A 22,583-nucleotide genomic window follows, 5' to 3' on the forward strand; every position below is an offset into this window, starting at 1 on the left:
TCGCATGCCCGCCACCGCCCGCAGCAAGCGACGATTCGGGCGTCTGGGCGTCCGCCGGCGCCTGTTCGTCACCACCCTCGGCCTGCTGGTGCTGTGCGCCGGGGCGCTCGTGTCGGTGGTCCTGTGGTCGTTCGAGCGCTTCTACCTGGCCACCGCCGCGGCCGACCTCGGCGCCCGCACCCACGCGCTGGCCCAGACCGCCGGCGACCTGCTCGAGCAGGACGACCTGACCCGCCTGCGCCTCCTCGTCGAGCGCTACGGCGCCCCCGAGGACATCGCCCTGCGGGTGGTCGCGCCCGACGGCCGCCTGCTCGCCACCTCGCAGCAAGACCCCGCCGAGAGCGCGATCGTCTGGCCCACGGTGCCCGGCATGGCCGAAGCCCTGGCCGGCCGCGCCGCCAACGGCATCGCTCCCGGCCTCGTCGACAGCCAGGAGCGCATCTACCACGCCGTCCCGATCGTCCGTCACGGCCGCCAGCTCGGCGTCATCCGCATGTCGCGCTCGCTCGCCCAGCTGCAGGCGCACATGACGGCCACGGTCTTCACCGTGCTCGCCGCGCTGGCCGTCATCCTCGCCGTCGGCGCCGGCTTCGTCGCATGGTTCGCGCGCGGCCTGGCGCGGCCGATCCAGCAGATGCGGGACTTCGCGGTCGCGCTCGGCCGCGGCGAGCTCGGCGCTCGCCTGGCGATCGCCCGCGCCGACGAGCTCGGCGAGCTCGCGGCCGAGCTCAATCGCATGGCCGAGCGGCTCGCCGCGCTCGAGGGCGAGCGCCGCAGCTTCCTCGCCAACGCCTCGCACGAGCTGCGCACCCCCGTCTCCAACCTCCACGTCACCTTGCAGGCGCTCGACGGCGGCGCCGGCGAGGATCCCGAGCTGCGCACTCGCTTCGTCCGCACCGCCGTCGACGAGACCACGCGGCTGCGCACCCTGATCCAGGACCTCCTCGACCTCGGCCACCTCGAGGCCGGCTCGACCCGCCTCGAGCGCAGCGACACCGCCCTGCGGCCCGTGCTCGAGCGGGCCACGCGGGCCATCGAGGGCCGCGCGCTCGACCGCCGCGTCTCGCTCGCCGTCGACCTCGACGAGGACCTGACCGTCTGCATCGACCCCGAGCGGATCGCCCAGGCCCTGCTGTGCGTCCTCGACAACGCCCTCAAGTTCTCGCCAGCGGGCAGCCGCATCGAGGTCGCGGCCCGCCGTCGCGGCAGCCGCGTCGACATCACGGTGCGCGACCAGGGCCCCGGCATCGCCGACGCCGACCGCCCGCACGTGTTCGAGCAGTTTTACACCGCCGACCCCGCGCGCCGCCGCGGCGGCTCCGGCCTCGGCCTGGCGATCGCCCGGCGGATCGTCGACGCCCACGGCGGCACGATCCACGTCGACACCGGCCCGGCCCGCGGCGCCGCCCTCGTCATCACCCTGCCCCTCGCCTCGCCCGCGGCGTGAACTTCGGTCATCTGTCCCGAAGGACAGAATCACATGTCCTCCAGGACATGCGCGTTCATCGGTCCGTTCACCCCTCCTCGTCGGGCCAGCGCACCACCCGGCTCGCGTGCGCCACCTCCGGTTGCGGCGCCGGTCCTGCCAATGTCCGAAAGGTCAGGTTGATGCGCGGCCCCGTCACCCCCGGCTCGCGCGGCACCTTGTGCTGGTGCGTGTGCTGCAGGTCGCCGCGCATGATCAGCAGGTCGCCCGCCGCCAGCGCCAGCGTCAGGCACGGCTCGCTCGCCCCGCGCGCGCGGACCAGGAATTGCCGCGTCGCCCCGAACGACAGCGACGCGATGATCGGGTCGCGGCCCACCCCTGGGCTGTCGTCCGCGTGCCAGTTCACCCCGTCCTCGCCGTCGCGGTACAGCTGCACGATGAGCGCGTTGAAGCGCGTCTCCGCCGTCGCCTCCGCCAGCGCGCGCAGCTCCGTCAGCAGCGGCGTCCACGGCAGCGGCGTGAACACCAGCCCCGAATAATCATAGGACCGCTCGCCGTAGTTGACCGTCAGCCGCGGCAGCTCGCGCGGGCGCCCGCCGTTCTCGTAGCGCACCGCCAGCCACGGCGTCTCGCGCAGCAGCGTCGCCATCAGCGCCGCCGCGCGGGCCGGCGCCACGAACCCGCGGGCCACCCGGATCCGGTCGTCCAGCAGCGAAGCCAGCCCCGCCGCGGTCACGGCGACGGCTCCAGCCCCGGCCCTGGTCGCACCAGCGCCACCTTGTGATAGACCAGCGCGAACCCCATGCGGGCCGCGTTGCGCTCGGTCGGGATGCCCGGGCGCGAATGGATGCACACCACCGCGCACCCGCGGGCCTGCGCAGCCTGCAGCCGCAACGCGATGAGCGCCTGCTGGATCCCCCGCCCGCGGTGGCTCGCCCGCACCGAAGTCCCCAGCAGCGCCGCCACCCCCTCGCCGACATCGAGCGAACCGCCCCCGACCGCCGCCGCGCCGTCGAGCGCCAGGAAGCACTCCGTGCGCGCCTCCGCGATCATCCGCCGCGACGCGTCTGCCAGCGCCTCCGGCACCGGCGCGCCCTCGGGGCGAAAGCCGCAGGTCGAAGCCTCGACGAACGCCTCGACCTGGGCCCTATCCTTCCGATCGACGCGCGCGAACGTGATCCCGGCCGGCCACCCGAGCGCCGGCGCGAACGCCTCGCCCGCCGTCAGCGGCCGGGCCAGCACCGCCTCGAACTCGCGCAGCACGAAGCCTCGGGCCGCCAGAGCGGCCAGCAGCGTCTCGTCGGCGAAGGCGCACACCTCGAGCTTCGGCTCGATGCCGCGGCTGGCGTAGAACTCGACCAGGCGGTCGACCTCGGCCTCCGCGACCGGCCCCGCGAGCCCGAGCCCGCACGCCTGATTGGTCCACGAACCCGGCCCGCTGACCGACATGAACCCGCCGGCGACCGGCTCCGAAACCAGCGCCGCCGCCACCGTGCATTCGGCCTGGCGACGCTCCTCGAGCACGGCGATGTCCCTCGGCGACAGCTGCGACATGATGCGCGCGAGCCTACGCCAACTCGCGGGGCCCGCCAAGCGCGGCCCCGCGACATGTCCCTTCGGCCAGCTCGAAATATATCCGCCGCTGCTCCCGCGGTCCGCCGGAGAGATTCGACCGTCGCTCGCGCGGGTGCAGCGCGAGCCGCACGCGACGCAACCTGCCTTACGACCGCGATCCTTGCGGGAGCTCGATCAGAATTCGAAGCCGCAGCACTCGAACGAGATATCCGCCTTCTCGTCCGGCTCGAGCGCGCAGAACCCCTCGGATGACCCGCACGTGCCGTCCGGCTGGCCGGCGATGAGGCACGTGCAAGTGTCGCCCTCGCAGCGGATCTCCTCCGCCGGCCCGTCGATGCACTGGAAGCCGTACGAGCACGTATCCGGCCCCTCGCTGGATCCGATCTCCTCGCACTCCTCCGCCGAGCACGCCTCCACGAGCGCCAGCGACTCCGCAGCGCAGCCGTTCAAATTCTCGCTCAGCAGCTCCTCGCAGGTCAGCCCGCTGGCGCACTGGTAGGCCGCGACCGTGGCCGCGGTGCACGCCTCGTCGCCGCCGGGGAGGTCGCTGGTGCAGTCGAGCTTGCAGGAGGCGACGTCGCCGAACTCGGGCGACTCGCACTCGTTGACGAACTTCTCGCACAGCGACTCGCACGCGGCGTCGACTTCGGGCGAGACCTCTCCGCCGGTGGTGGTGCCGGGCTCCTCGGCGGTCGTCGCTTCGGTCGTGCCCTCCGTCGAGGTCGGCGCAGTGGTCTCCGTGGTCTCCGTGGTCTCCGTGGTCGAGGTCGGCGCCGTCGTCATCGCGTCGGTGCCTGCCGTGTCCTCGGTGCCTGCCGTCGCGTCGGTGCCTGCCGTCGCGTCGGTCGTCGCGTCGGTGTCCGTGGTCATCGACTCGCCGCCGGGGCACGCGGCGAGTGCGAACACTCCGGCGATCAGACAGGCGCGAGCGAAAGACGAAGTCATCGTGTTCATGGCCGGCGAAGTAACCGGGCCGCCGAGAAAAATTGCGGCGATGTTCGCGCGAACGACCGCCACCTCGCAGCCCCCGTCGAGCCCGCCGCCGCGAAGCTCTCCGGGACGCGGGACGGCCGCGGACGCGGCTCACGGCCAGCGACGGCCAGCAGCGCGAGCGCGAGCCTCGTCGGCGCCATGGGGCCCTGCCCGAGGCGGCTCGGGCCGGGCTGCCCGCCGCATGCAATTTCGACCAGCTCCTTTCGTGCCGGCCACCGACTGGCAGACCGGCCGCATTTCGCGGATCCTCACCGCTCTGCCATGCCCGACGTGATCGAGTTCTACCTGGCCGGCGAACTGAACGGCGAGTTCTCCAACTTCGCCCCCTTCCCGATCAAGCTCGGCGGCAAGAGGTGGCCGACCAGCGAGCACTACTTCCAGGCCCAGAAGTTCGCCGGCACGCCGCACGAGGAGGAGATCCGTCGCGTCAAGAAGCCGCGCCTGGCCGCCGAGATGGGCCGCGACCGCAAGCGCCCGCTGCGGCGCGACTGGGAGGCCGTCAAGGAGCGCGTGATGCTCGACGCCCTGCGCGCCAAGTTCAACCAGCACGACGACCTCCGCGCGCTCCTGCTCGCCACCGGCAACGCCCGCCTCGTCGAGCACACCGCCAACGACGCCTACTGGGGCGACGGCGGCGACGGCAGCGGCAAGAACCGCCTCGGCTACCTGCTCATGCAGCTCCGCGAAGAGCTGCGCAACGCCTGAGTCCTTGGCCGATCGGGTCGCAACGTCCGCGCGCGCCGACGATTGCGAAGCGACCCCCGCGAGCTCACGGCGGCGCCGCGCGCGTGCGACGACGCGGACATGCGCGCAAGCATGGCATCGATCGCCTCGTCGCATTCCAGGATGTATCGAGGCGTTCGAGGCCGGCGCGGTATCGAGGAGCTCGATCTCCGTCGACGTCGCCGCGCCTTCGCTGCTACTGTCGCCTCTGCGATGTCCCAGCCCGATTTCGACGGTTCGCAGGTGATCGAGACCGCCACCATGGTGCTGTTCTGGCAGCCGCCGGGGCTGTTCGGCCAGTGGACCCCCTCGCGCTTCGAGGTCGACGGCGTCACCTACGGCTGCGCCGAGCAGTTCATGATGGCCGAAAAGGCCCGGCTGTTCGGCGACGAAGCCACCCGCGCCCGGATCCTCGCCACCGACTCACCGAAGCAGCACAAGGCCCTCGGCCGCGAGGTCGCCGGCTTCGAGCAGGCCGTGTGGGACCGCGAGTGCCTCGACATCGTCGTGCGCGGCAACCGGGCCAAGTTCGGCCAGGACCCGGCCCTGCGCGCCGCCCTGCTCGCCACCGGCGACAAGCTGCTCGTCGAGGCCAGCCCGCTCGACCGCCTGTGGGGCGTCGGCCTGCGCGCCGACGACCCGCGGATCCACGACCCGGCCCAGTGGCGCGGCAAGAACCTGCTCGGCGAGGCGCTGATGCGCGTGCGCGCCGAGCTCCGCGCCGCCGATCTTTCATAAACATGTCTCTTGAGCCATATCGCACGACGTGACTCTTCGGACAGCTCACCGCCAGCCGCCCCTCACGAGAACTTCAGGTCGAGCCGCCCCAGCGCGAAGAAGAACGGCGCCGGCGCCCGCGGCAACTTCCCTCGCATCAAGTTGCGCAGCGCCAGCCGCGGCCAGCTGCGCCGCGCGTCGACCCCGGAGAAGAACCGCGCCCCGCGTAATAGATCCGCTCGACCTCCTCGTCGCCGACCCGCCCGCGCACATAACTCGGCGTGTGCAGCCCGTGGTGATCCCACGCGTCGCGGCCGGGCTGCGGCGCCAGCCGCTGCGCCCGCCCCGGTCGCCCCGGCTCGCTCACGGACGACCACTGCGGCGAGTCCAGCTCGGCCCCCGCCGGCAGCTGCAGCGCGAACAGGTTGTTGCGAAAGTCGAGTTGAAACCCGCCGACGAACATGGTCCAGCGCCCGTCGACCCGGGCCACGCACGGATCGCCGTAACCGAGCAGGTTCCGCGCCGGCGTGCCGTCCAGCATGCTGTAGAGCAGCGTCGGCGGGCCACACGGACGCAGTCGGGACACTCGCGGATCGACGGACTCGGACACGCCCACGACGGTAGCACCGCGATCGCCGCAGCATCACGGCGACGCAGACCGCGACTCGCTCGTCGTCCTCGACAAACTCGCGCAGGCCCACGCCCCGTCGGACCTCGCCCTGCCATCAATCCACGCCGCCCGCCGAATCACCCACTCCCGCGATGCACCGACCTTCGCGGCGCGATCTCCAGTGGCGGCATCCGCCCTCTCGACGACCGCACCACCGCGATCTCCGAGCCCCACCAACATCCTGCATCGCGCCGCGCCTCGCAGCCCGCGAACGCGACCCATCACCCAACCACTGAACCGACCCTAACACGTCGCAGCGTCCCGCTACCAGCCCCGATCTGCTCACGTCCGCCGGCTCGGCCTGGAGGATCCGCACCCATCCTCTCCGCGCCTGCGCTCGCCCCCTCGAGCCGCGGTGTCATCTTTCGCCCATGACTCGACCGCTCGCCCCGCCGGAGGCCGAACTCGTCGCCGAGGAGCGCCGCGTCTTGCGGGACCTCGCCGCTGCGCTGCCCGGGGCCCGCTATTTCGGCCGCCTGCGCGTGCGCACCGCGGCTGGCGAGCGCGACGTCTTGCTCGCCGATCGCGCCTTCGTCGGTCACGACCTCGCGCTCGTCGACTGGCGCACCGCCCCGCTCGCCGAGGTCTTCTTCACCTGCGACGTCGGCGACGACTACGAGCTGGAGCGCGACGATCGCCCCCTGCGCGGCGTCGTCGTTCGCCGTCACCTCGTCCACCTCCGCGCCGGCGAGCTCGTCGGCCTCGACCTCGCCGATCGCCGCCTCCGTCGTCAATCACACGACCTCTGGCTCGCCGACGAGCGGCCCGGCCCGCGTATCGCCCCGCGCCCGCCCGCCCAGCGCAGCCGCCCGCTGTCGCCCGCGCGCGTCGAGCTCGATCCGCACCAGCGCGCCGCCGTCGAACTCGCCGCCGAGCGCTCGCTGCTCGTCCTCGGCGAGGCCGGCTTCGGCAAGACCACCGTCGCCCTGCACCGCCTCGCCTTCCTCGCCCGCGCCGCCCACGACGCCCGCCGTCCGTTTCGCGCCCTCATGCTCGTGCCCACCCCCGGCCTGCAGCGCCTGGCCGTCCGCATGCTCGCCGACCTCGGCGTCGCGCGCGTCCACGTCGACACCTTCGAGCGATGGGTCACCGCCCAGGCCCGGCGCCTGTTCCCCCAATTGCCGCGCCGCCTCAGCGAGGCCGCCGGTCCCGGCGTGCGCACCTTCAAGCGCCACCCCGCCTTGCGCACCGTCCTGCCGCAGATCGTCGTTGGCACTGCCGCCATGCGCGACCTCGCGTCCGGCTACCGCGAGCACGCCGTCAGCCTGCGCGACCTCCTGTTGCACCTCTACGGCGACCGCCAACTGCTGGCCGACGTCGCCGCCCAGGCTCCGGACGAGCTCGGCCCCGCGGTCCTGCAGGACGTGCTCGCCCACACCAAGATCCAGTTCAGCGCCACCACCGAGCGGGCCATGGCCCACGTCGACGGCGAGCGGCTGCAAACCCTCGACGGCCGCCCGATCGACGCCGGCACCCCGCTCGCCGACGCCGACACCCTCGACGTCGAGGACTTCGCGGTCCTGTTCGCCTTGCATCGCCGGATCACCGGCGGCGACCGCACCCCGCACGGCGCCCTCTCGCATTATCAACACATCCTGCTCGACGAGGCCCAGGAGCTGGCCCCCATCGAGCTCGAGCTGCTCGCCCGCGCCGTCGCGCCCGACGGCACCGTCACCGTCGCTGGCGACGAGCGACAGCAAGTCGACGCCTCGACCGCCTTCCCCGGCTGGCCCGCCGTGCTCGCCGAGCTCGGGCGCAGCGAGGCCACCACCGCCGCGCTCACTGTCAGCTACCGCTGCCCGCCGCCCATCGAGGACGTCGCCCGCGCCGTGCTCGACCCTGGCCAGCGGCCCCGCGACGTCGCCCACCGCGACCACCTGCTCGTCACCCGCCACGACAGCCCCTGCCACCTCGTCGCCGACCTCACCGACGCCTTGCTCGCGCTGACGCGCGCCGACCCGCACGTCCACGTCGCCGTCGTCTGCCGCCACGTCGAGACCGCCGCGGCCCTGCACGCCGACCTCGCGCGCGCGCTGCCGGCCCGCCTGGTCGTCGAGGACGGCGAATTCCGGTTCGCCCCCGGCATCGAGGTCACCACCGTCCAGGACGTCAAGGGCCTCGAGTTCGACCTCGTGATCGTCCCCGACCTCGACGGCGCCACCTACCCCGATCGTGCTGACGCCCGCCGCGCCCTCTACGTCGCCGCCACCCGCCCGCTGCACCGCCTGTGGCTGGCCAGCCCCGGCCCGTGGTCGCCGCTGCTCCCGACCTGGCTCCTGGACCATGTCCGCGAGGACATCCCGAACGAGCCCACCCGCGTGCCCCAACCACAGGTCTCATGAGACATGTCCGTTCGGACATGGCGAGCGCAGCCCGCTCGCGCTTCGAACATAACTCTTCGTACATGTCCAATGGGTCATGTCAATCGCCGAGCCGCTCGAGCACGGCGCTCCGCACATGTCCGATGGCCATGTCGATCGCCGAACCGCTCGAACACGGCGCTTCGCACATATCCGATGGGCCAATGTCGATCGCCGCGCCCGCTCGAACACGGCGCTTCGCACATGTCCGATGGGACACGACGATCACCCCACCCGCTCGAACCCGGCGCTTCGCACATGTCGATGGGCCGCGTCGATCACCGCGCGCGCCGCGAACCTGCCGCCTCGCACATGTCCTCGAGGACATCCGCCCCGATCCACCGCGAGACGGCCCCCGACGCGCGCTCCAGGCAATCCCCGCGCCCTGCGATCGACCGCCGTTCAGCGCCCTCACTGCTTGACGAAACGCACGACGCCGGGCCTCCGCCGTCTCCGAGACCGCGGCGCGCGACGCCCTCGGGGTGGGGTCTGCCTCGCCCCTGCGCCGGCGCTGCGCCGACTGCTACGGTCCCCGCATGCAGCAGCCCGACGCATCTCCGCCCCGCCAGTTCGGCCTGCCGCTCGTCGGCAACACCCTCGGGATCATGCGCGACCCGATCGCCTTCCAGCGCCGCGGCCATCGCCGTCACGGCCCCGTCTTCTCCGCGCGGATCTTCGGCACCACCCTCACCTTCGTCGACCCTGTCGGCGCCCCCGAGCTGTTCGAGCAGGTCATCCGCACCCCCACCGATCAGCTCAGCCTCGTCGCCGCCTACAAGCACCTGGTCGGCCGGATCCTCGGCCCCGAGCTGTTCACCGAGATCGACAAGCCGATGCGCGAGGGCCTGTCGGTCAAGTACATCGGCAAGCACGTCGGCCCCACCGTCGCCTTCGCCCCGCAGGTGCTCGCGCGGCGGATCCCCGGCACCCACGGCACCATCGACGGCCTGCGCATGGCCAACGACGTCGTCCTCCACGTCGTCGCCCACTACGTGCTCGGCCACGCCGGCGCCGAGCGGCACGCCGACGAGCTCGCCGAGGCCATGCACGTGCTCGAGAGCGACTTTAGCATCCTCGGCATGATGCTCCCGATCGAGACCGCCTCGGCCCGTCGCCGCCGCGCCGCCTTCGATCGCATGATGAGCCTCATCGAGGACGAGGTCCGCGCGCGCATGGCCGACCGCGGCGAGCACGACGATTTCTTGCAGTTCGCCATCGACCACATGGCCGCCGGCGGGACCGAGAAAAACAGCGTCCGCTGGCTCGCCCTGCGCGTGCTCGGCACCATCTTCGGCGCCCACACCAACACCGCCATGTCGGTCGCCTCGACCCTCAGCGACCTCGTCGAGCACCCCGACGCGCTCGCCCGGGTGCGCGCCGAGATCGCCGCCCTCCCCGCCGACGCGCCGATGGACCTCGCCGCCATGCGCTCGCTCGTCCACCTGCACCGCGCGATCAACGAGAGCATGCGCCTGCGCAGCAACGGCGGCCTGTGGCGCATGGCCATGCACGACATCGACCTCGGCGGCTTCAAGCTGGCCAAGGGCACCGTCGTCGGCGCCAGCATGGGCCTCGTCAACCTCGACCCCGCCCGCTACGCCGGAACGCACGAGTATCGGCCCGAGCGCTTCGAGGCGATGACCACCGACAATTATCAGAGCCCGCCGGTCGGCTCGACCCCGCTGCAATTCGGCGCCTTCGGCACCGGCCGCAACCTGTGCTCGGGCCGCCCGCTCGCCTACGCGATGCTGGCCGCGATCCTCGTGCCCCTCCTGCGCGACTACCAGTGGCAGATCGTCGACCGCCCGCGCCGGTGGTTCACCCTGCTCACCGGCGGCCTGTCACGCCCGATCGGCGGCCTCACCCTCCGCTACCGCCGGCGCTGAGCGCAGATCACAGCGGCGTGCCGAAGCGCTCCAGCGGCCAGAACACCGCCTGCGCCTTGCCGCGGATCATCGCTACGGGCACCGGCCCGAAATGCGCGCTGTCGTGCGACAGGCCGCGGTGATCGCCGCGCACATACACATGGTCGGCCGGCACGACCGTGGCAGCCCGCGCGGCGACCGGCGCCGTGACGTGGATCGCGTACTCGCGGCCGTCCGGCGTCGTCTCGAACCAGCACGTCGGCGTCTCGCCCTCGCACGGGCGCCGCGACCACCGCGTGCCGTTGACGATCAGCGCCCCGTCCTCGGCCTCGGCGACGCTGTCGCCCGGCAGCCCGACCACGCGCTTCACGAAGGTCTGCGACGGATCGTCGGGGTAGAGGAACGCGATCACGTCGCCGCGCGCCGGCACACGCGCGCGCTCGTGGAGCTTGGTGACGACGAAGTGGTCGCCCTCGCGCAGGCCCGGCTGCATCGTCCCGCTCGGCGTGCTGTACGTCTCGAGCGCGTACTCGGCCCGCAGCGCGTTGGCCACCCCGCCGAGCACCATCGAAGCCGCGATGAAGCCGAGGTACGCCCCGGCCCGGTTGTACGTGCGCAGCGGATAGGCGTCCCCGTGCCGCCGGGCCCGCCGCGCCGCGTCGAACGCCAGCGCGAACTTGAAGCCGAGCGCCATGCACAGCGCCAGCCCGGTGCCCCACAGCGTCGGCACGCCCAGCGCCACCGGCACCACCAGCAGCAGCTGCACGACCACGCTCAGCGTCAACAGCATCGCCAGCGCCAGCCGCGGGCTGCCGACGTAGAGGTGACCGAGCCCCGGCACCAGCACCGTGGCGACAAAGGCGAACAGCGGCGAGCGCGATGCGGTCAACCCGGTCTCGGACATGCGGCCCAGGATGGCACGAAAGCCCCGCCGATACGAGCCGATCCCGCATCGCCGGAGCATCCCCGGCACCTGCGAACCCGCGTTTCTCCGAAACGACGCCCGGACCGGCGCGATCCCCGAGCCTGCGGGGCACGCCGGCCCGCTGCCGACCCCGCCATCCCGAGCACAGGGTCGCGTGGACATGCTCCATGGGGCATGCCCTGTATGACATGTCCATGAGAGCATGTCCCATCGCACACGTCCGAACAGACAGCCACAGGCTCAGCGCTCGGGCAGCCCGACCTCGTACACACCCCAGCCGCCGGCGCCCAGGTACATCACCACCAGCGCCCGCTCGTCCGCCAGGACCAGCACGTCACCGAGGGCCGCGGCTGGCCACGCGGTCGTCCCGGTGTCACTCGCGAGGCCGAGCCGCCCGTCGATGCGGATCGGCTGCTTGCCCGTGAACACCCCCCACCCGCCGATCCACGCCAGATCGCGGGCATTGTCCGGAAGCGGCTTGCCGGCGGGATCCAGCCCCGCCTTGCGCATCTTCGGCAACGCCTGACCGGCCCCGAACTCCGTCTTGCCGCCCGCGCCCCACAGCACCGCCAGCCCTCGCCGCACCCGCTTACCGGTGCCGCGGCGGATCGTCACCACCACGTCCATCTCGCCGTCGCCGTCGAGATCGCCGCGCGCGCCGCAGCGGCCGCGGTACCACTCGAGCGTGAAGCAGTCGCGGCTCACCGCCGGCCCCAACTCCTGCCGCAGTCGGGCGTCGATCGTGCGCTCCAGCCCGTCGTCGGGCCCCAGCGGCGGCCACGTGAACGGCTCCACCGCGCCCGTCGGCATGGGCCCGCCGCGCCGCGCCGGGCTGGCGACCAGACGCGGCGCATCGACGGCCGTCCCGCCGTCACGCTCGTCGCCCCAGCACCACAACGAGCCGTCCACCAGGCTCGCGCACGAGTGGCGCGTGCCCGCGGCGATCGTCCGCGCCGGCCCCGGCAACGCCACCCGCACCGGCGCGTCGCGGTCCATGCATTCGCCGTCGCCGAGCTGACCGAACGCATTGCGGCCCCAGCACAGCACCTCGCCCGCCTCACCGCGCGCGCAGAGGTGGGTCTCGCCCGCCGACAGCTGGACGATCTTCGGCAGCTTCGCCGGCACCGAGAAGTTCTCGCACACCACCTCGCCCCCATCGTCGAGCGCACACACCCCGAGGTGCGGCGCCGCGATCGCCCGCACCTTGCGCCCCGCCAACGCATCCGCCAGAGCCCGCCGCGGCGCGTCGCCGAAATCACCGCCCCAGCAGGTCACCACCCCGTGCTCGCGCAGCACGCACGCGTGCTCGCGCCCCAGCGCCACCGCCGTCGCGTCGGCGATCCCCGGCATCACCAGCCCGGCCCCGTCGCTGTGCGGCGCCGGCAACATGGCCCGCGCCCACGGCCGCAGCGGCGCGTAGATGCACTCCCACGCGCTCGGATCGTCCTCGTGGCAATGCACCGCGTCGCGATAAAAATCATCGTGCCCGTGCGCGTGACCGTGGATGTCGCCGCCCAGCCAGCGGAACACGTCGCGCCCCCAACAGCGCACGCGCCGGTCGGCCCCGACCGCGCAGCCGCCCCGACTGTTGACCGCGAGGTCGACCGCATCGCTCACGTTCGGCACCACGAACGGCGCTGCCGGCTCGCTCCCCCGCGCCTGCCAGCAGGCCACGCGCCCGCCGACCAGCGCCGCACACAGGTTGCCGCGCGCCGCCGCGGCGTTCGTCACCCGCTGGGTCCCGCTCAGCGCCTCGAACTGCAGCTGCGGCCGCTCGCGCAACGACCCGGCGCAGCGCAGCACCCCGTCGTCGAGCAGGCAGGTCGAGAGCCCGGCGACGATCCTCCCGCCGGCCTGGATCCCCTCGCGCCACCGCCGGGGCCCGCGATCATACTCGCCGAGGCCGAGCTGCCCCCAACGATTGTCACCCCAGCAATGCAGCGAACCATCGCCCGTGAGCGCGCAGGTGTGCGCCGCACCGGCGCTGACCTTGCGGACATCCGTGAGGGGCACCGCGAGCGGCTGGTTGTCTCGCGCCGACATCCCCTCGATCCCGCGCCCGAGCTGCCCGTCCTCGCCGCGCCCCCAGCACCACAATCGATCGTCGCGGGTACGGCCGCAGAAATGAAAGTCTCCCGCCACCACATCGACCAGCGGTGGCAGGTTCAAGAGCTGCGATCGCCGCACCCGCGTGGGCTCGAACTGCCAACAATGCACCGCGCCCTCGACATCGACCGCGCACCCTTCCCAATCGGCGTAGGCCACGTCGACCATCGCCGGCAGCTCCGACGGAGTGACGCGGTGGCCGCCGGCGAAGCGCACCTCGTCGTCCGCCACCAGCATCCACGCGTCGAGGTGCGGATGCACCGCGAGCGCCGAGACCCGCGTCCCCGCCTCGGCGAGACGCAGCCGCGATTTGGGCCGCGGCGCCCCGTTCCAGTCCCAGCAGCCCACGCCGCCGCCGCTGTCGCGCGCGCAGCCGATCTCGGCCCCGGCCGCGACCTCGACGACCTTCGCCAGGTCCAGCCCGCCCGACGCGCTGGCGATCGCCTCGGGGCGCCAGTCAGCGCCCCAGCACCACAGCCCGCCGCCCTCGACGGTCGCGCACGTGCGATCGACCCCGGCGAAGATCGCCCGCGCCGGCGGCAACCCCACGATCGGCGCCTCCTCGCCGGTCTCGCCGCACCGCCCCGCGCGATACCCCCAGCACCGCACCTCGCCGCCCTGCAGCACGCACGTGTGCCGCTGCCCCGCCGCGATGTCCGTGATCGCGGCAGCCTGCCGATCCACCGGCGCAGCGGGAGCAGGCGCCGCCACCTCGGGCGCCCGTGGGGCCGGCAGCTCGCGGCAACCGGCGCTCCCCAGCAGCCCGGCCGCCAGCCAAGCCCTCGACCAGACCCGCGCTGCTCGTCCAGACATCGAAGCCCGGATCTTAGCCGAATCCAGGCCCGAATTGGACACATCTCGGGCCGCACGCAGCGCTGCTGGAGCACCACGCGCGTCTCTCCCCATCGCCGATCTGCGCGGCCGCTCCAGGCTCTTCGGACATGCCCTGACGGACATGTCCTAAAAGACGTTACCGTATTATTTCCCCGCCCGTCACTGCGGCCAGTCGCGCCCGGTCGGGATCGTGAACTCGATCCCCCCCGACACCCCGCCGACGAAGAACGGCCGGGCCGTCATCGCCCCCGCGAAGCCCTGGACCACCAGCGACAGCCACGGCGTCAGCGACACCCGCGCCCCGCCGTTCAACGTCATCACCCCCGCCGGCGACGCGCACGGGTGCGGCGCCTGGGCGCATCTCGAGATCGGGATCAGCGCCCCGAACGACGCCCCGATGTGCGGGCGGAACACCTTGTGCGGGCGGTACACCCGCTCGTAGCGGGCCATCGCCAGGATGTAGCGCCAGCGCGGCCCGTAGCCGGCGTATTGTGCATAGGCCACCTCGAAGCCGACCTCGTGCACATAGTTGACGCGCCCGAGCACCGTCCCGCCGAGCCCGTAGCCTTGCGGGAACCACCGCGGCGCGAACCCGACGCTGATCGCCTTGCGATACGAGCGGCGGTCGATCATGGTCCTGCCGATCTGGCTGTCGACCGGCGGCGGCGCGTCGGCGGCCGCCGCCGAGAACGACGGCAAGCTCGAGCGGTCGCCGCGACTGAGCCGCCGCTTCGCCCGCTCGACCGCGCGGATCCGCGGATACGCCTCCGCCGACAGCCCCGAGTGCGTCACCAAGAAGCTCGCCGCCGCCCGCTCCTGGACCTCGACCGGCACCCCGCGCAGCTCGAGCAGCACCCGCAGCTCGTCGTAATCGCGGATCATCCGCGCCTCGCTCTGGCGCAGCACCGCCCCGTGATCGCGCCAGCGATCGCAGAGCTCGCGCGCCTGCGTCAGGTACGGGTTGTCCTGCTCGATCGCCGCCAATCCGCACCACGCCTCCGCGTGGCGCTCCGGCGTCGCCCGCCGGTCCGCCTGCACCTTGACCGCCACGTCGTAGGCCTGATGCGCCGCCAGGCTGCCGTCCAGGTCCATCGATTGCACCTCGCGGCGGTCGAGGTCGGGCGGTCGCAGGAATTGTTGCGACCCGGCCAGCGCCTCCGCGTGGGCCGAGATCGGCGCCACCTCGAGGCGAATCGGCGCAGTACACACGTGCCGCCGCGGGTCGTCGGTCGCCGCCACCTGGGCGCACGCCTCGAGCATGTTCGGCGGCGACTCCTTGAGCACCTCGACCGTGTCCTCCGACGCCCCGGAGAGCACCGCCCCGGCCCCGCCGCGCGCGCTGTCCGCGACCGACGACAGGCGAAACGCCCCCAGGCTCACGCCCGTGACCACGTGGGTCGCGCGCGCGCACTCGGGCCCGCCCCGCAGCTCCTTCGCCGTGTAGCCCGGCTGCGGCGCCTCGTAGCGGCCGACCACCACCATGTCGAGCTCGAGCGCCTCGCCCCGCTCGACCCGCCCGCCGAGCTGCGCCAGCCCGAGCGGGATGTTGATCAGCAGCTCGTCGAGCGAGCCGATATGAATGCTCTGCGACCCGGTCGTGGTCTGCGCATACGCATAGTTGCCGGGCGCCGTACACCCGCGCAACACCTCCATCTCGCAATCCTCGTAGCGCACCGCGACCACCCCACGGAGCAGCCGCGACTCGAGCTCGGCCGCGTCCATCCCCGACCACTCGACGATCAGCGGCTTGTCCGGATCCTTGACCACGCTGCAGCGCGACTGCCCCGCGGCCGCGAGCTGCTCCCCGGTCAGATCGCTGGCGTCACGCAGGCCGCTGCGCGAACAGCCGCTCGCGAGCAGGACGAGGTCGGCGAACAGGACAGCGAAAAGACAGCCGAGGCGTCTCATGGCGCGGTCCGTCAGTATTCACGACGCCCGCCGCCGACGCACCCGGAATCCTCGCGCCCGCCCGGGCGAGCGCCGCCCGGCGCGGCCAGGAGTGAAACCGCGCATCGCCCCGGATCGCCACGCTCCTGGTCTCCGGCGGCCCTTCCCGGTCGCGACGACCTCGCCGGGCGACGACGTGACCGATCCGACACGCCTCGCGCGGACCCCCGCGGCCCGGGCAAGACCCGCGTCACGCGCAGCACCGCGACCTCGCCCGCCCGAACACCGCGACTGACAGTCCGGGCCAACCCGGAGGATTCGACTCTCGTGGGACGACACTCATGTCCAAAGATAAAACCGGCACCGATCCTTCAGACACGGATCGTGGCACGCGACGGGCGGGTGCTCTCTGCTATCGTCGCGGCGCCCATGGAGATCCGCTACATCACGGCCCACCTTGAATTCGAAGCGCCCACGAGCCTCGATCGCGTCGTCGCCGAGCTCGAGCCCGAGGTCGTGATCCACCTCCACGATCGCGCGGGCGAGCTCCACTCCGTCGCGCTCGGGATCGCGGTGGACGGCTCGCCGGAACAGTCCGTCGCACACCTCTGTGCCCTGCTCGAAGGCCTGTCCCCGCCCGCCCGCGACGCCTGGGACCAGTGCACCCGCCGCGTCGTCGACCTCGCGTTCGAGAGCGGCACCACGCCCAAGGACGTCACCTACGCCCTCTCCGTGGGGCTCGTACGCCGGCTGGGCGACCTGGGGCTTGCGATCGCGGTGACCGTGTATCGCGTAGGCTTTTACTCGGGCGAGTGAGGCGACCGCCTTGAAGTCCCTCGGCGCGGCCACGAATCGCGCGACCGCGGCGGCTTGATCGCTTCCGGACACGAGCAGGGCGAGGTCGCGGATGCACGCATGCGTGGCCTCGGATCGTCGTGGTCCTCGCGGTGAGCGGCAAACGTCGATGTCGCTCGCGCACGCGTCCTCTGCCGCCGCGCGGCCGCAGCCTGCATCCACGGCACCTGCGGGGTCGGACCCGCGTGGCCCTTGCTCGCCGCCGTGACACCCGCCCGCCCGCGTGCGATCCTCCGGCCATGGCGACCCGCAAGGCCACATCGAGATCCGCGACGAGCAAGGCCCCCGCACGCCGTTCCGCCCCCGAAAAGCCGGCCGCCCGCCCCTCGCCGACCGCGACGCACAAGCCCGCGCGCCGCCCCGCCGCTGCCAGACCGGCCCCGGCTCCGCCGACCCGCGACGAGCTGTTCGCCCGCGTCGAGCGGCGTGCGACCCAGCTCGGCGTCAAGCTGCGCAGGGGCGCCACGCCGCGGGAGATCGCCCAGACGGAGCAAGCCCTCGGCCTCACCCTGCCCGACGACGTGCGCGCCTGGTACCGCCGCCACGACGGCAGCGACGGCTCCTCCCCCTACCTGTGGCCCCTCGAGCTCGTGCGGGTCCACCGCGCATTGTTCAACAATTCCATCGGCCCCCACGCCGTCGTGTTCGCCGGCATCGACGACGAAGTCACCGGCATCGACCTGTCCGCCGGCGGCGCGGGCCACATGTTCGACTGGGTGCCCGAGGAAGGTCCCATGCCGTACAAGAACGGCTCGTTCCTCGCGTGGCTGCTCGCCTGCGAGTGGAAGTGGTGAGCCCCGCGCGGCCACTGAACAATGAACGGCTGAGGCTCCCGCAAACTGTCGAAGCAAGACGCAAGGATGCGGCGGGGCGGCCTCGGTGATGCGTCAGGGCGTGGGGGCGAATCCGACCAGCCGTGGTCCGGTGGGCGCAAAAATTCGCGGTCGAAGCACGTCAAGCTTGTGGGAAGATTGCGTCATGGCTCAAGCATGTTTCAAGTGTGGCGGCTCCGGAAAACTTCATTGGAGCGCGATGCCTCATTCCCCGGGATGTATCTTCTGCACACCTTGCGATGGTTGCGGCAGCAGTGGCGCGATCTCCGATGACGCCTCGAGGTGCCCGAAGTGCCAGGGCCAGGGCCGGATCCACGACAGCGCCTTGCCTCATGCCTCTGATTGTATCTTCTGCCAACTATGCTCCACGTGTCACGGAAAGGGACACCTATAGACCGGACGCCGCGCCCGGTGAAGGGCAAGGGGTGTGACACTGGCTCGAGATAGACTTTGCATACCCCTCCGCCCCCCGCTTTCGCCTGCATGGGATCGGTAATGCCAGCCGGGACGGCGACGCACAGGAGGAGATTGAACCTCGCGGTGTTGCCGGGTTCGGCCGTAACGCTCACCGCGAACAGGAGGATCGCGGCGGGAGGCCATCCCCCGAGCACGTCGAGCCACGGTCGTTCCAGGCCGCCGCTCTTTCGCGCGGCGCCCCGGCGAATTCGCCGGCCCAGCTTCGGCGTCCTCGTCGACGGCGCGCTCCGCTTCCTTCGCTAGCCCGCCCAAGGGTCGCCCATCAGCACCCGCTCGCGCCCCGGCTGCTTCGGGGGCGGCTTGACCGGCTTCGGCGGGCTCGGCTCCGGCGCCGCACCGACGGACGCCGCGCCGTCGGGGATCACCGGCACCGGCCTGGCGAGCGCCGGGACCTCCGATTCGACCGCGGGCGCGAGCCGCTGCGCCTCCGGGGTGTGAGGAGCGCAGGCCGCCAGCACCATCGCCGTCACCGCCGGAACGAGCCGCGGCGGCTCGCGGCGGAACACCGCGAACCCGTCCTCGTCGACCCGCACGCGCACGCACGGCCGCGGCCCCGCGGGCGACCGAAGCAGGCGCTCCGCCTCGCGCGCGGACAGGGCGGTCAGATCGTGCACCTCGCGGCGACATGTCTGACAGCGCCGCCCGACCGCCGTCGATTCCATCGTGTCCCAGTTAGCATCGCAGGGCTCGAGGACGCGAAGACGCATGCCCTCGCTTCGTACGTCCGACCGACTCCGCCGATCTCCGCGAGCGAGCCCGGGCGCCCGCCCCCGCGCCTGCCCTCCCCGCCTCGTCGCATTCCGCCCTTCCTCCCATTTCGCGTCACCGCGTGCGCCGACCACTCCCACCATTCGCCGCCCAGCGGTCCCAACCGTGCGCGGGGCCGGGTGCGAATCCACGTTCTGCGGGTAACCCCTCGCCGTACCTCCCGCCTGCGGGGTCCGCGTTCGCAATCACCAACCGCCCGAAACTGCCCGCGCGCATCGTCATCCGCCTCGATATACTCGCTCGCTGGTGGAGGACCGGGCTTACGCCTCGACGCTCGCGCTGACGCGCACCGCCGTCGCCGACGATCGGCCGGTCGCGGCCACGCACGACATCGTCGACGCGCCGCTCGAGCGCGGCCAGCTGCTCGGCCGCTACATCATCCTCGAGCCGCTCGGCGCCGGCGGCATGGGCGTCGTCTACGCCGCCTTCGATCCTGGCCTCGATCGCAAGGTCGCGCTCAAGCTGCTCGGTCGGCCTGAAGGCGCCGGGGCCGACGACAGCCACGGCCCTGGCGCTCGCCTGCGCCGCGAGGCCAAGGCGCTGGCTCGCCTCGCCCACCCCAACGTCGTCGGCGTGCACGACGCCGGCGAGGTCGACGGCCGCGTCTACGTCGCCATGGAATTCGTCCCCGGCGTCACCCTGCGCAGCTACCTGGCCGAGCGCAAGCTGCCGTGGCGGGACGTGCTCGCCCTGTTCATCGCCGCCGGCCGCGGCCTGCAGGCCGCCCACGCCGCCGGCCTGGTCCACCGCGACTTCAAGCCCGACAACGTGCTGGTCGGCGAGGACGGCCGCGTGCGCGTGCTCGACTTCGGCCTGGCCCGCGCCAGCGAGTCCGAAGGGCCATGTCCCGAAGGACATGCCTCAAAGGACACCCTCGACACCCCGCCGCCGTGGGCCTCCGGCCTGCGCGAGCGCCTGCCCGAGGTCACGGGCCTGCGCGAGCGGGCCGACGCCTCGGGCCTGCGCGACCGCCTGTCCGACATCTCCAGCCTGCGCGAGCACCTCGCCGAGGCCTCGGGCGCGCACCTCGACCTCGGCTCGCTGGTCAGCGTCGACAGCCGTCTCACCCGCGTGGGCGCGCTGGTCGGCACCCCGGCGTACATGGCCCCCGAGCAGTTCATGGGCCTGCCGACCAGCCCGCGCAGCGACCAGTTCAGCTTCTGCGTCGCCCTGTGGGAGGCGATCCACGGCATGCACCCGTTCGGCGAGGGCGGGGCGATGGCGCTGCTGCAGTCGATCTCGCGCGGCAAGCTGCGAGCTGTCCCGAGAGACAGACGCACCCCGGCCTGGCTGCCGCGCGCGCTGGCCCGCGGCCTCAGCGTCGACCCACGCGCGCGCTGGCCCGACGTCGGCGCCCTGCTCGACGCGCTCGAGCGCCGGGCCCTGCGCTCGCGCCGGGTCCGGGCCACCGGCGCCGCCGGGCTCGCGCTCGGCCTGCTGCTCGGCGCCGGCGTGTGGGGCTACGCCCGCTCGGGCGGCGAGGACGGGGTGTGCCGCGGCGGCGCGGCGGCCCTCGCCGGCGCCTGGGACCCCGGCCGCCGGGCCCAGGTGCACGCGGCCCTGCTCGCCACCGGCCGCGCCCACGCGCGCGCCACCGCCGACCGCGTGGTCGCCAGCCTCGACGCCTGGGCCGCGACCTGGCTGGCCGGCCACGCCGACGCCTGCCGCGCCACCCACGTGCTCCAGCTGCAGTCGTCCGAGCTGCTGGCCCTGCGCATGACCTGCCTCGACGAGCGCCGGCGCGAGCTCGCGGCCCTCACCGACCTGCTCGTTCGGACAGGTCCCCAGGTCGTCGACCGCGCCGTCCAGGCGGCCGCCGCCCTCACCCCCGTGCAGCGCTGCGCCGACCCGGCCGCGCTCACCGGCCCCGCCGCCCTGCCCACCGATCCCGCCGCCCTCGCCCAGCTCCACGCCGCGCGCCAGCAGCTCGCCGACGCCAAGGCGCTGTTCGACGCCGGCCGCCTGCCTGACGGCCTCGCCCGCGCAGAAGAGGCCGCCGCCGCCGCCGCCGGCCTCGATCACCCGCCGCTCACCGCCGAAGCCGCCTACGTGCTCGGCCTGCTGCAGAACCGCACCCGCGACCCCCGCGCCGCCGAGGCCACCCTCACCCGCGCCGCCCTCGCCGCCGTGGCCGCCCGCCTCGACGAGCTGGCCGCGCGCGCCATGGTCGAGCTGATCGCCTGCGTCGGCGTCCACCAGACCGCCACCGACGAGGCCCTGCGCTGGTCCGAGCTCGCCGGCGCCATGGTCCAAAGGCTAGGTCCCGAAGGACATGTCCTCGAGGCCAAGCGGCTCGGCCACACCGGCATCGTCCGCCAGATCCGCGGCGAGTTCGTGGCCGCGCGCGAGCTCCACGAGGGCGCCCTGGCCCTGCTCGACCGCCCCGACGAGCCCGACCCGCCGGCGCTGATCGGCACGCTGAGCAACCTCGGCAACACCCTCGCCGAGCTCGGCCTGCGCGCCGACGCCGAGGCGCACCACCGCCGCGCCGTCGCCCTCGCCGAGCAGTTCTTCGGCCCCGAGCACCCGCAGACCGCCAACGTCACCGGCAACTTCGCCGCCGTGCTCGGCGACTCCGGCCGCGACGACGAGGCCACCGCGCTGCACGCCCGCACCCTCGCCATCAAGGAGCGCACGCTCGGCCCGGACCACCTGTCGGTCGCCGCGACGCTCCGCAACATCGCCCAGATCCGCCTGCGCCAGCAGTCGCTCGGCGAGGTCCAGGCGATCCTCCGCCGCGCTCTGGCGATCCGCGAGCGCACCCTCGGCCCGAACCACCCCGAGGTCGCCGACCTGCTGCACGACCTCGGCGAGGTGGCCCGCCGCGAGCGCCGCTTCGCCGCCGCGCAGGCGCTGCTGCGCCGTGCTCTGGCGATCGCCGAGCCCAGCGGCGACGCCCACCCGCTGGTCCAGCCGCTGCTGCTGGCGCTCGGCCGCACCGCCCTCGACGCCGGCGACCCCGCGGCCGCCCGCGAGCCGCTGCGCCGCGCCCTCGCGGCCGAACCGAAGGACCACGCCCCCGCCCGCCCCGAGGTGTCCGCCCGCCTGCGCCTGGCCCTCGCCGAGGCGCTGTGGCCCGATCCAGCCGCCCGCGCCGAAGCCCGCGCCCGCGTCGAAGAGGCCCAGGCCCTGCTCGGCGACGGCTTCACCCCGCTGCGGCAAGAGCTCGACACCTGGCTCTCGGGCCATGTTTTATAAAGGACATCCCGACCCGCGCTGCGTAGCGCGCGTCGCCACATTCGTCGTGGCTCGGACAGATCCCGCGGCATTGCGTGGGTGCACGCAGGCGACATCATCGCGAGCCTCGCTCTCGAAACGATCCGGTTCCGTGGCGTCGTCACCGTCACAGCAATTGGGTGACGGCCCCATCCGCCCCGGGATCGAGGTCACTCGTCGCCTCGTCCGCGGCGGATGAGGACACGCATCGAGTCCCATGAAACTCGCGGCCGGGAGTCGAAGCAGCCGCGCATCCGCTTACCGTCCGCTCTCCCGTTCGGACTACCAACGTCCGCCCGCAGCCTCGTGGTGAAGGGCCCGGTCGGCTCCGAGCGCCCGACCCTCGGCGACCT

16 protein-coding genes are annotated in these 22,583 nt (G+C 73.1%); 8 read left to right on the forward strand and 8 right to left on the reverse strand.

Annotated features, from left to right (window positions below; all coding sequences use genetic code 11):
* The first annotated feature begins 4 nt into the window (after nt 1-4).
* Nucleotides 5-1,447, forward strand: a complete 1,443-nt coding sequence (locus tag POL25_RS05730; RefSeq protein ID WP_272084823.1) for a sensor histidine kinase — start codon at nt 5-7, stop codon at nt 1,445-1,447.
* A 67-nt stretch (nt 1,448-1,514) separates the two neighbouring features.
* Here POL25_RS05730 and POL25_RS05735 read toward each other — a convergent pair whose 3' ends face one another.
* The 3 genes from POL25_RS05735 to POL25_RS05745 all read right to left on the reverse strand — a co-directional run bounded on the left by POL25_RS05735 (nt 1,515) and on the right by POL25_RS05745 (nt 3,955).
* Nucleotides 1,515-2,162, reverse strand: coding sequence for an alpha-ketoglutarate-dependent dioxygenase AlkB family protein (locus POL25_RS05735; protein ID WP_272084824.1), 648 nt, complete (start codon nt 2,160-2,162; stop codon nt 1,515-1,517).
* A complete protein-coding gene (locus POL25_RS05740; protein ID WP_272084825.1) occupies nt 2,159-2,980 on the reverse strand; it encodes a GNAT family N-acetyltransferase in 822 nt (273 codons plus the stop codon). Before POL25_RS05740 ends, POL25_RS05735 begins: the two co-directional genes overlap by 4 nt.
* 195 nt (nt 2,981-3,175) lie before the next feature.
* Nucleotides 3,176-3,955, reverse strand: a complete 780-nt coding sequence (locus POL25_RS05745; RefSeq protein ID WP_272084826.1) for a hypothetical protein — start codon at nt 3,953-3,955, stop codon at nt 3,176-3,178.
* A 300-nt stretch (nt 3,956-4,255) separates the two neighbouring features.
* On the opposite strand from POL25_RS05745, the gene ybiA (POL25_RS05750) reads away from it, so the two are divergent.
* Together ybiA (POL25_RS05750) and ybiA (POL25_RS05755) are read left to right on the forward strand one after the other, a co-directional pair.
* Nucleotides 4,256-4,699 (forward strand): riboflavin biosynthesis intermediates N-glycosidase, encoded by a 444-nt coding sequence (gene ybiA, locus POL25_RS05750; protein ID WP_272084827.1) that lies wholly within the window; start codon nt 4,256-4,258, stop codon nt 4,697-4,699.
* 231 nt (nt 4,700-4,930) lie between these two features.
* The gene (gene ybiA / locus POL25_RS05755) at nt 4,931-5,455 is read left to right on the forward strand and encodes a riboflavin biosynthesis intermediates N-glycosidase (RefSeq protein ID WP_272084828.1); all 525 of its coding nucleotides are present in this window, start codon (nt 4,931-4,933) and stop codon (nt 5,453-5,455) included.
* 136 nt (nt 5,456-5,591) lie between these two features.
* Here the strand turns inward: ybiA (POL25_RS05755) and POL25_RS05760 are convergent, their stop codons facing one another.
* The gene (locus tag POL25_RS05760; RefSeq protein ID WP_272084829.1) at nt 5,592-6,044 is read right to left on the reverse strand and encodes a hypothetical protein; all 453 of its coding nucleotides are present in this window, start codon (nt 6,042-6,044) and stop codon (nt 5,592-5,594) included.
* A gap of 431 nt (nt 6,045-6,475) precedes the next feature.
* Here POL25_RS05760 and POL25_RS05765 point away from each other — a divergent pair, with 431 nt between their 5' ends.
* On the forward strand, nt 6,476-8,446 hold the full coding sequence (locus tag POL25_RS05765) for an ATP-binding domain-containing protein (protein ID WP_272084830.1): 1,971 nt from the start codon (nt 6,476-6,478) through the stop codon (nt 8,444-8,446).
* 554 nt (nt 8,447-9,000) lie between these two features.
* Entirely contained in the window at nt 9,001-10,350 is a 1,350-nt protein-coding gene (locus tag POL25_RS05770) for a cytochrome P450 (RefSeq protein WP_272084831.1), read from the forward strand.
* A gap of 7 nt (nt 10,351-10,357) precedes the next feature.
* Here POL25_RS05770 and lepB read toward each other — a convergent pair whose 3' ends face one another.
* From lepB to POL25_RS05785, 3 genes are all read right to left on the reverse strand, one after another.
* Nucleotides 10,358-11,233, reverse strand: coding sequence for a signal peptidase I (gene lepB / locus POL25_RS05775; RefSeq protein WP_272084832.1), 876 nt, complete (start codon nt 11,231-11,233; stop codon nt 10,358-10,360).
* 261 nt (nt 11,234-11,494) lie between these two features.
* Nucleotides 11,495-14,173: an RCC1 domain-containing protein gene (locus POL25_RS05780; protein ID WP_272084833.1), complete on the reverse strand. Its 2,679-nt coding sequence runs from the start codon at nt 14,171-14,173 to the stop codon at nt 11,495-11,497.
* A 180-nt stretch (nt 14,174-14,353) separates the two neighbouring features.
* Nucleotides 14,354-16,102 (reverse strand): hypothetical protein, encoded by a 1,749-nt coding sequence (locus tag POL25_RS05785; RefSeq protein WP_272084834.1) that lies wholly within the window; start codon nt 16,100-16,102, stop codon nt 14,354-14,356.
* A 408-nt stretch (nt 16,103-16,510) separates the two neighbouring features.
* Here POL25_RS05785 and POL25_RS05790 point away from each other — a divergent pair, with 408 nt between their 5' ends.
* Nucleotides 16,511-16,897: a hypothetical protein gene (locus POL25_RS05790; protein WP_272084835.1), complete on the forward strand. Its 387-nt coding sequence runs from the start codon at nt 16,511-16,513 to the stop codon at nt 16,895-16,897.
* 278 nt (nt 16,898-17,175) lie between these two features.
* A complete protein-coding gene (locus POL25_RS05795) occupies nt 17,176-17,730 on the forward strand; it encodes an SMI1/KNR4 family protein (RefSeq protein WP_272084836.1) in 555 nt (184 codons plus the stop codon).
* Nucleotides 17,731-18,485: 755 nt separating this feature from the next.
* On the opposite strand, the gene POL25_RS05800 is transcribed toward POL25_RS05795, so the two are convergent.
* Nucleotides 18,486-18,908 carry a hypothetical protein gene (locus tag POL25_RS05800; protein ID WP_272084837.1) on the reverse strand — a complete coding sequence of 141 codons (423 nt, stop codon included), beginning with the start codon at nt 18,906-18,908 and terminating at the stop codon, nt 18,486-18,488.
* Nucleotides 18,909-19,260: 352 nt separating this feature from the next.
* Between POL25_RS05800 and POL25_RS05805 the strand changes: the two genes are divergently transcribed.
* A complete protein-coding gene (locus POL25_RS05805; protein ID WP_272084838.1) occupies nt 19,261-22,212 on the forward strand; it encodes a tetratricopeptide repeat protein in 2,952 nt (983 codons plus the stop codon).
* The last annotated feature ends 371 nt before the right edge of the window (nt 22,213-22,583 follow it).

Source organism: Nannocystis bainbridge (genome assembly GCF_028368995.1).
GTDB classification, from domain to species: domain Bacteria; phylum Myxococcota_A; class Polyangia; order Nannocystales; family Nannocystaceae; genus Nannocystis; species Nannocystis bainbridge.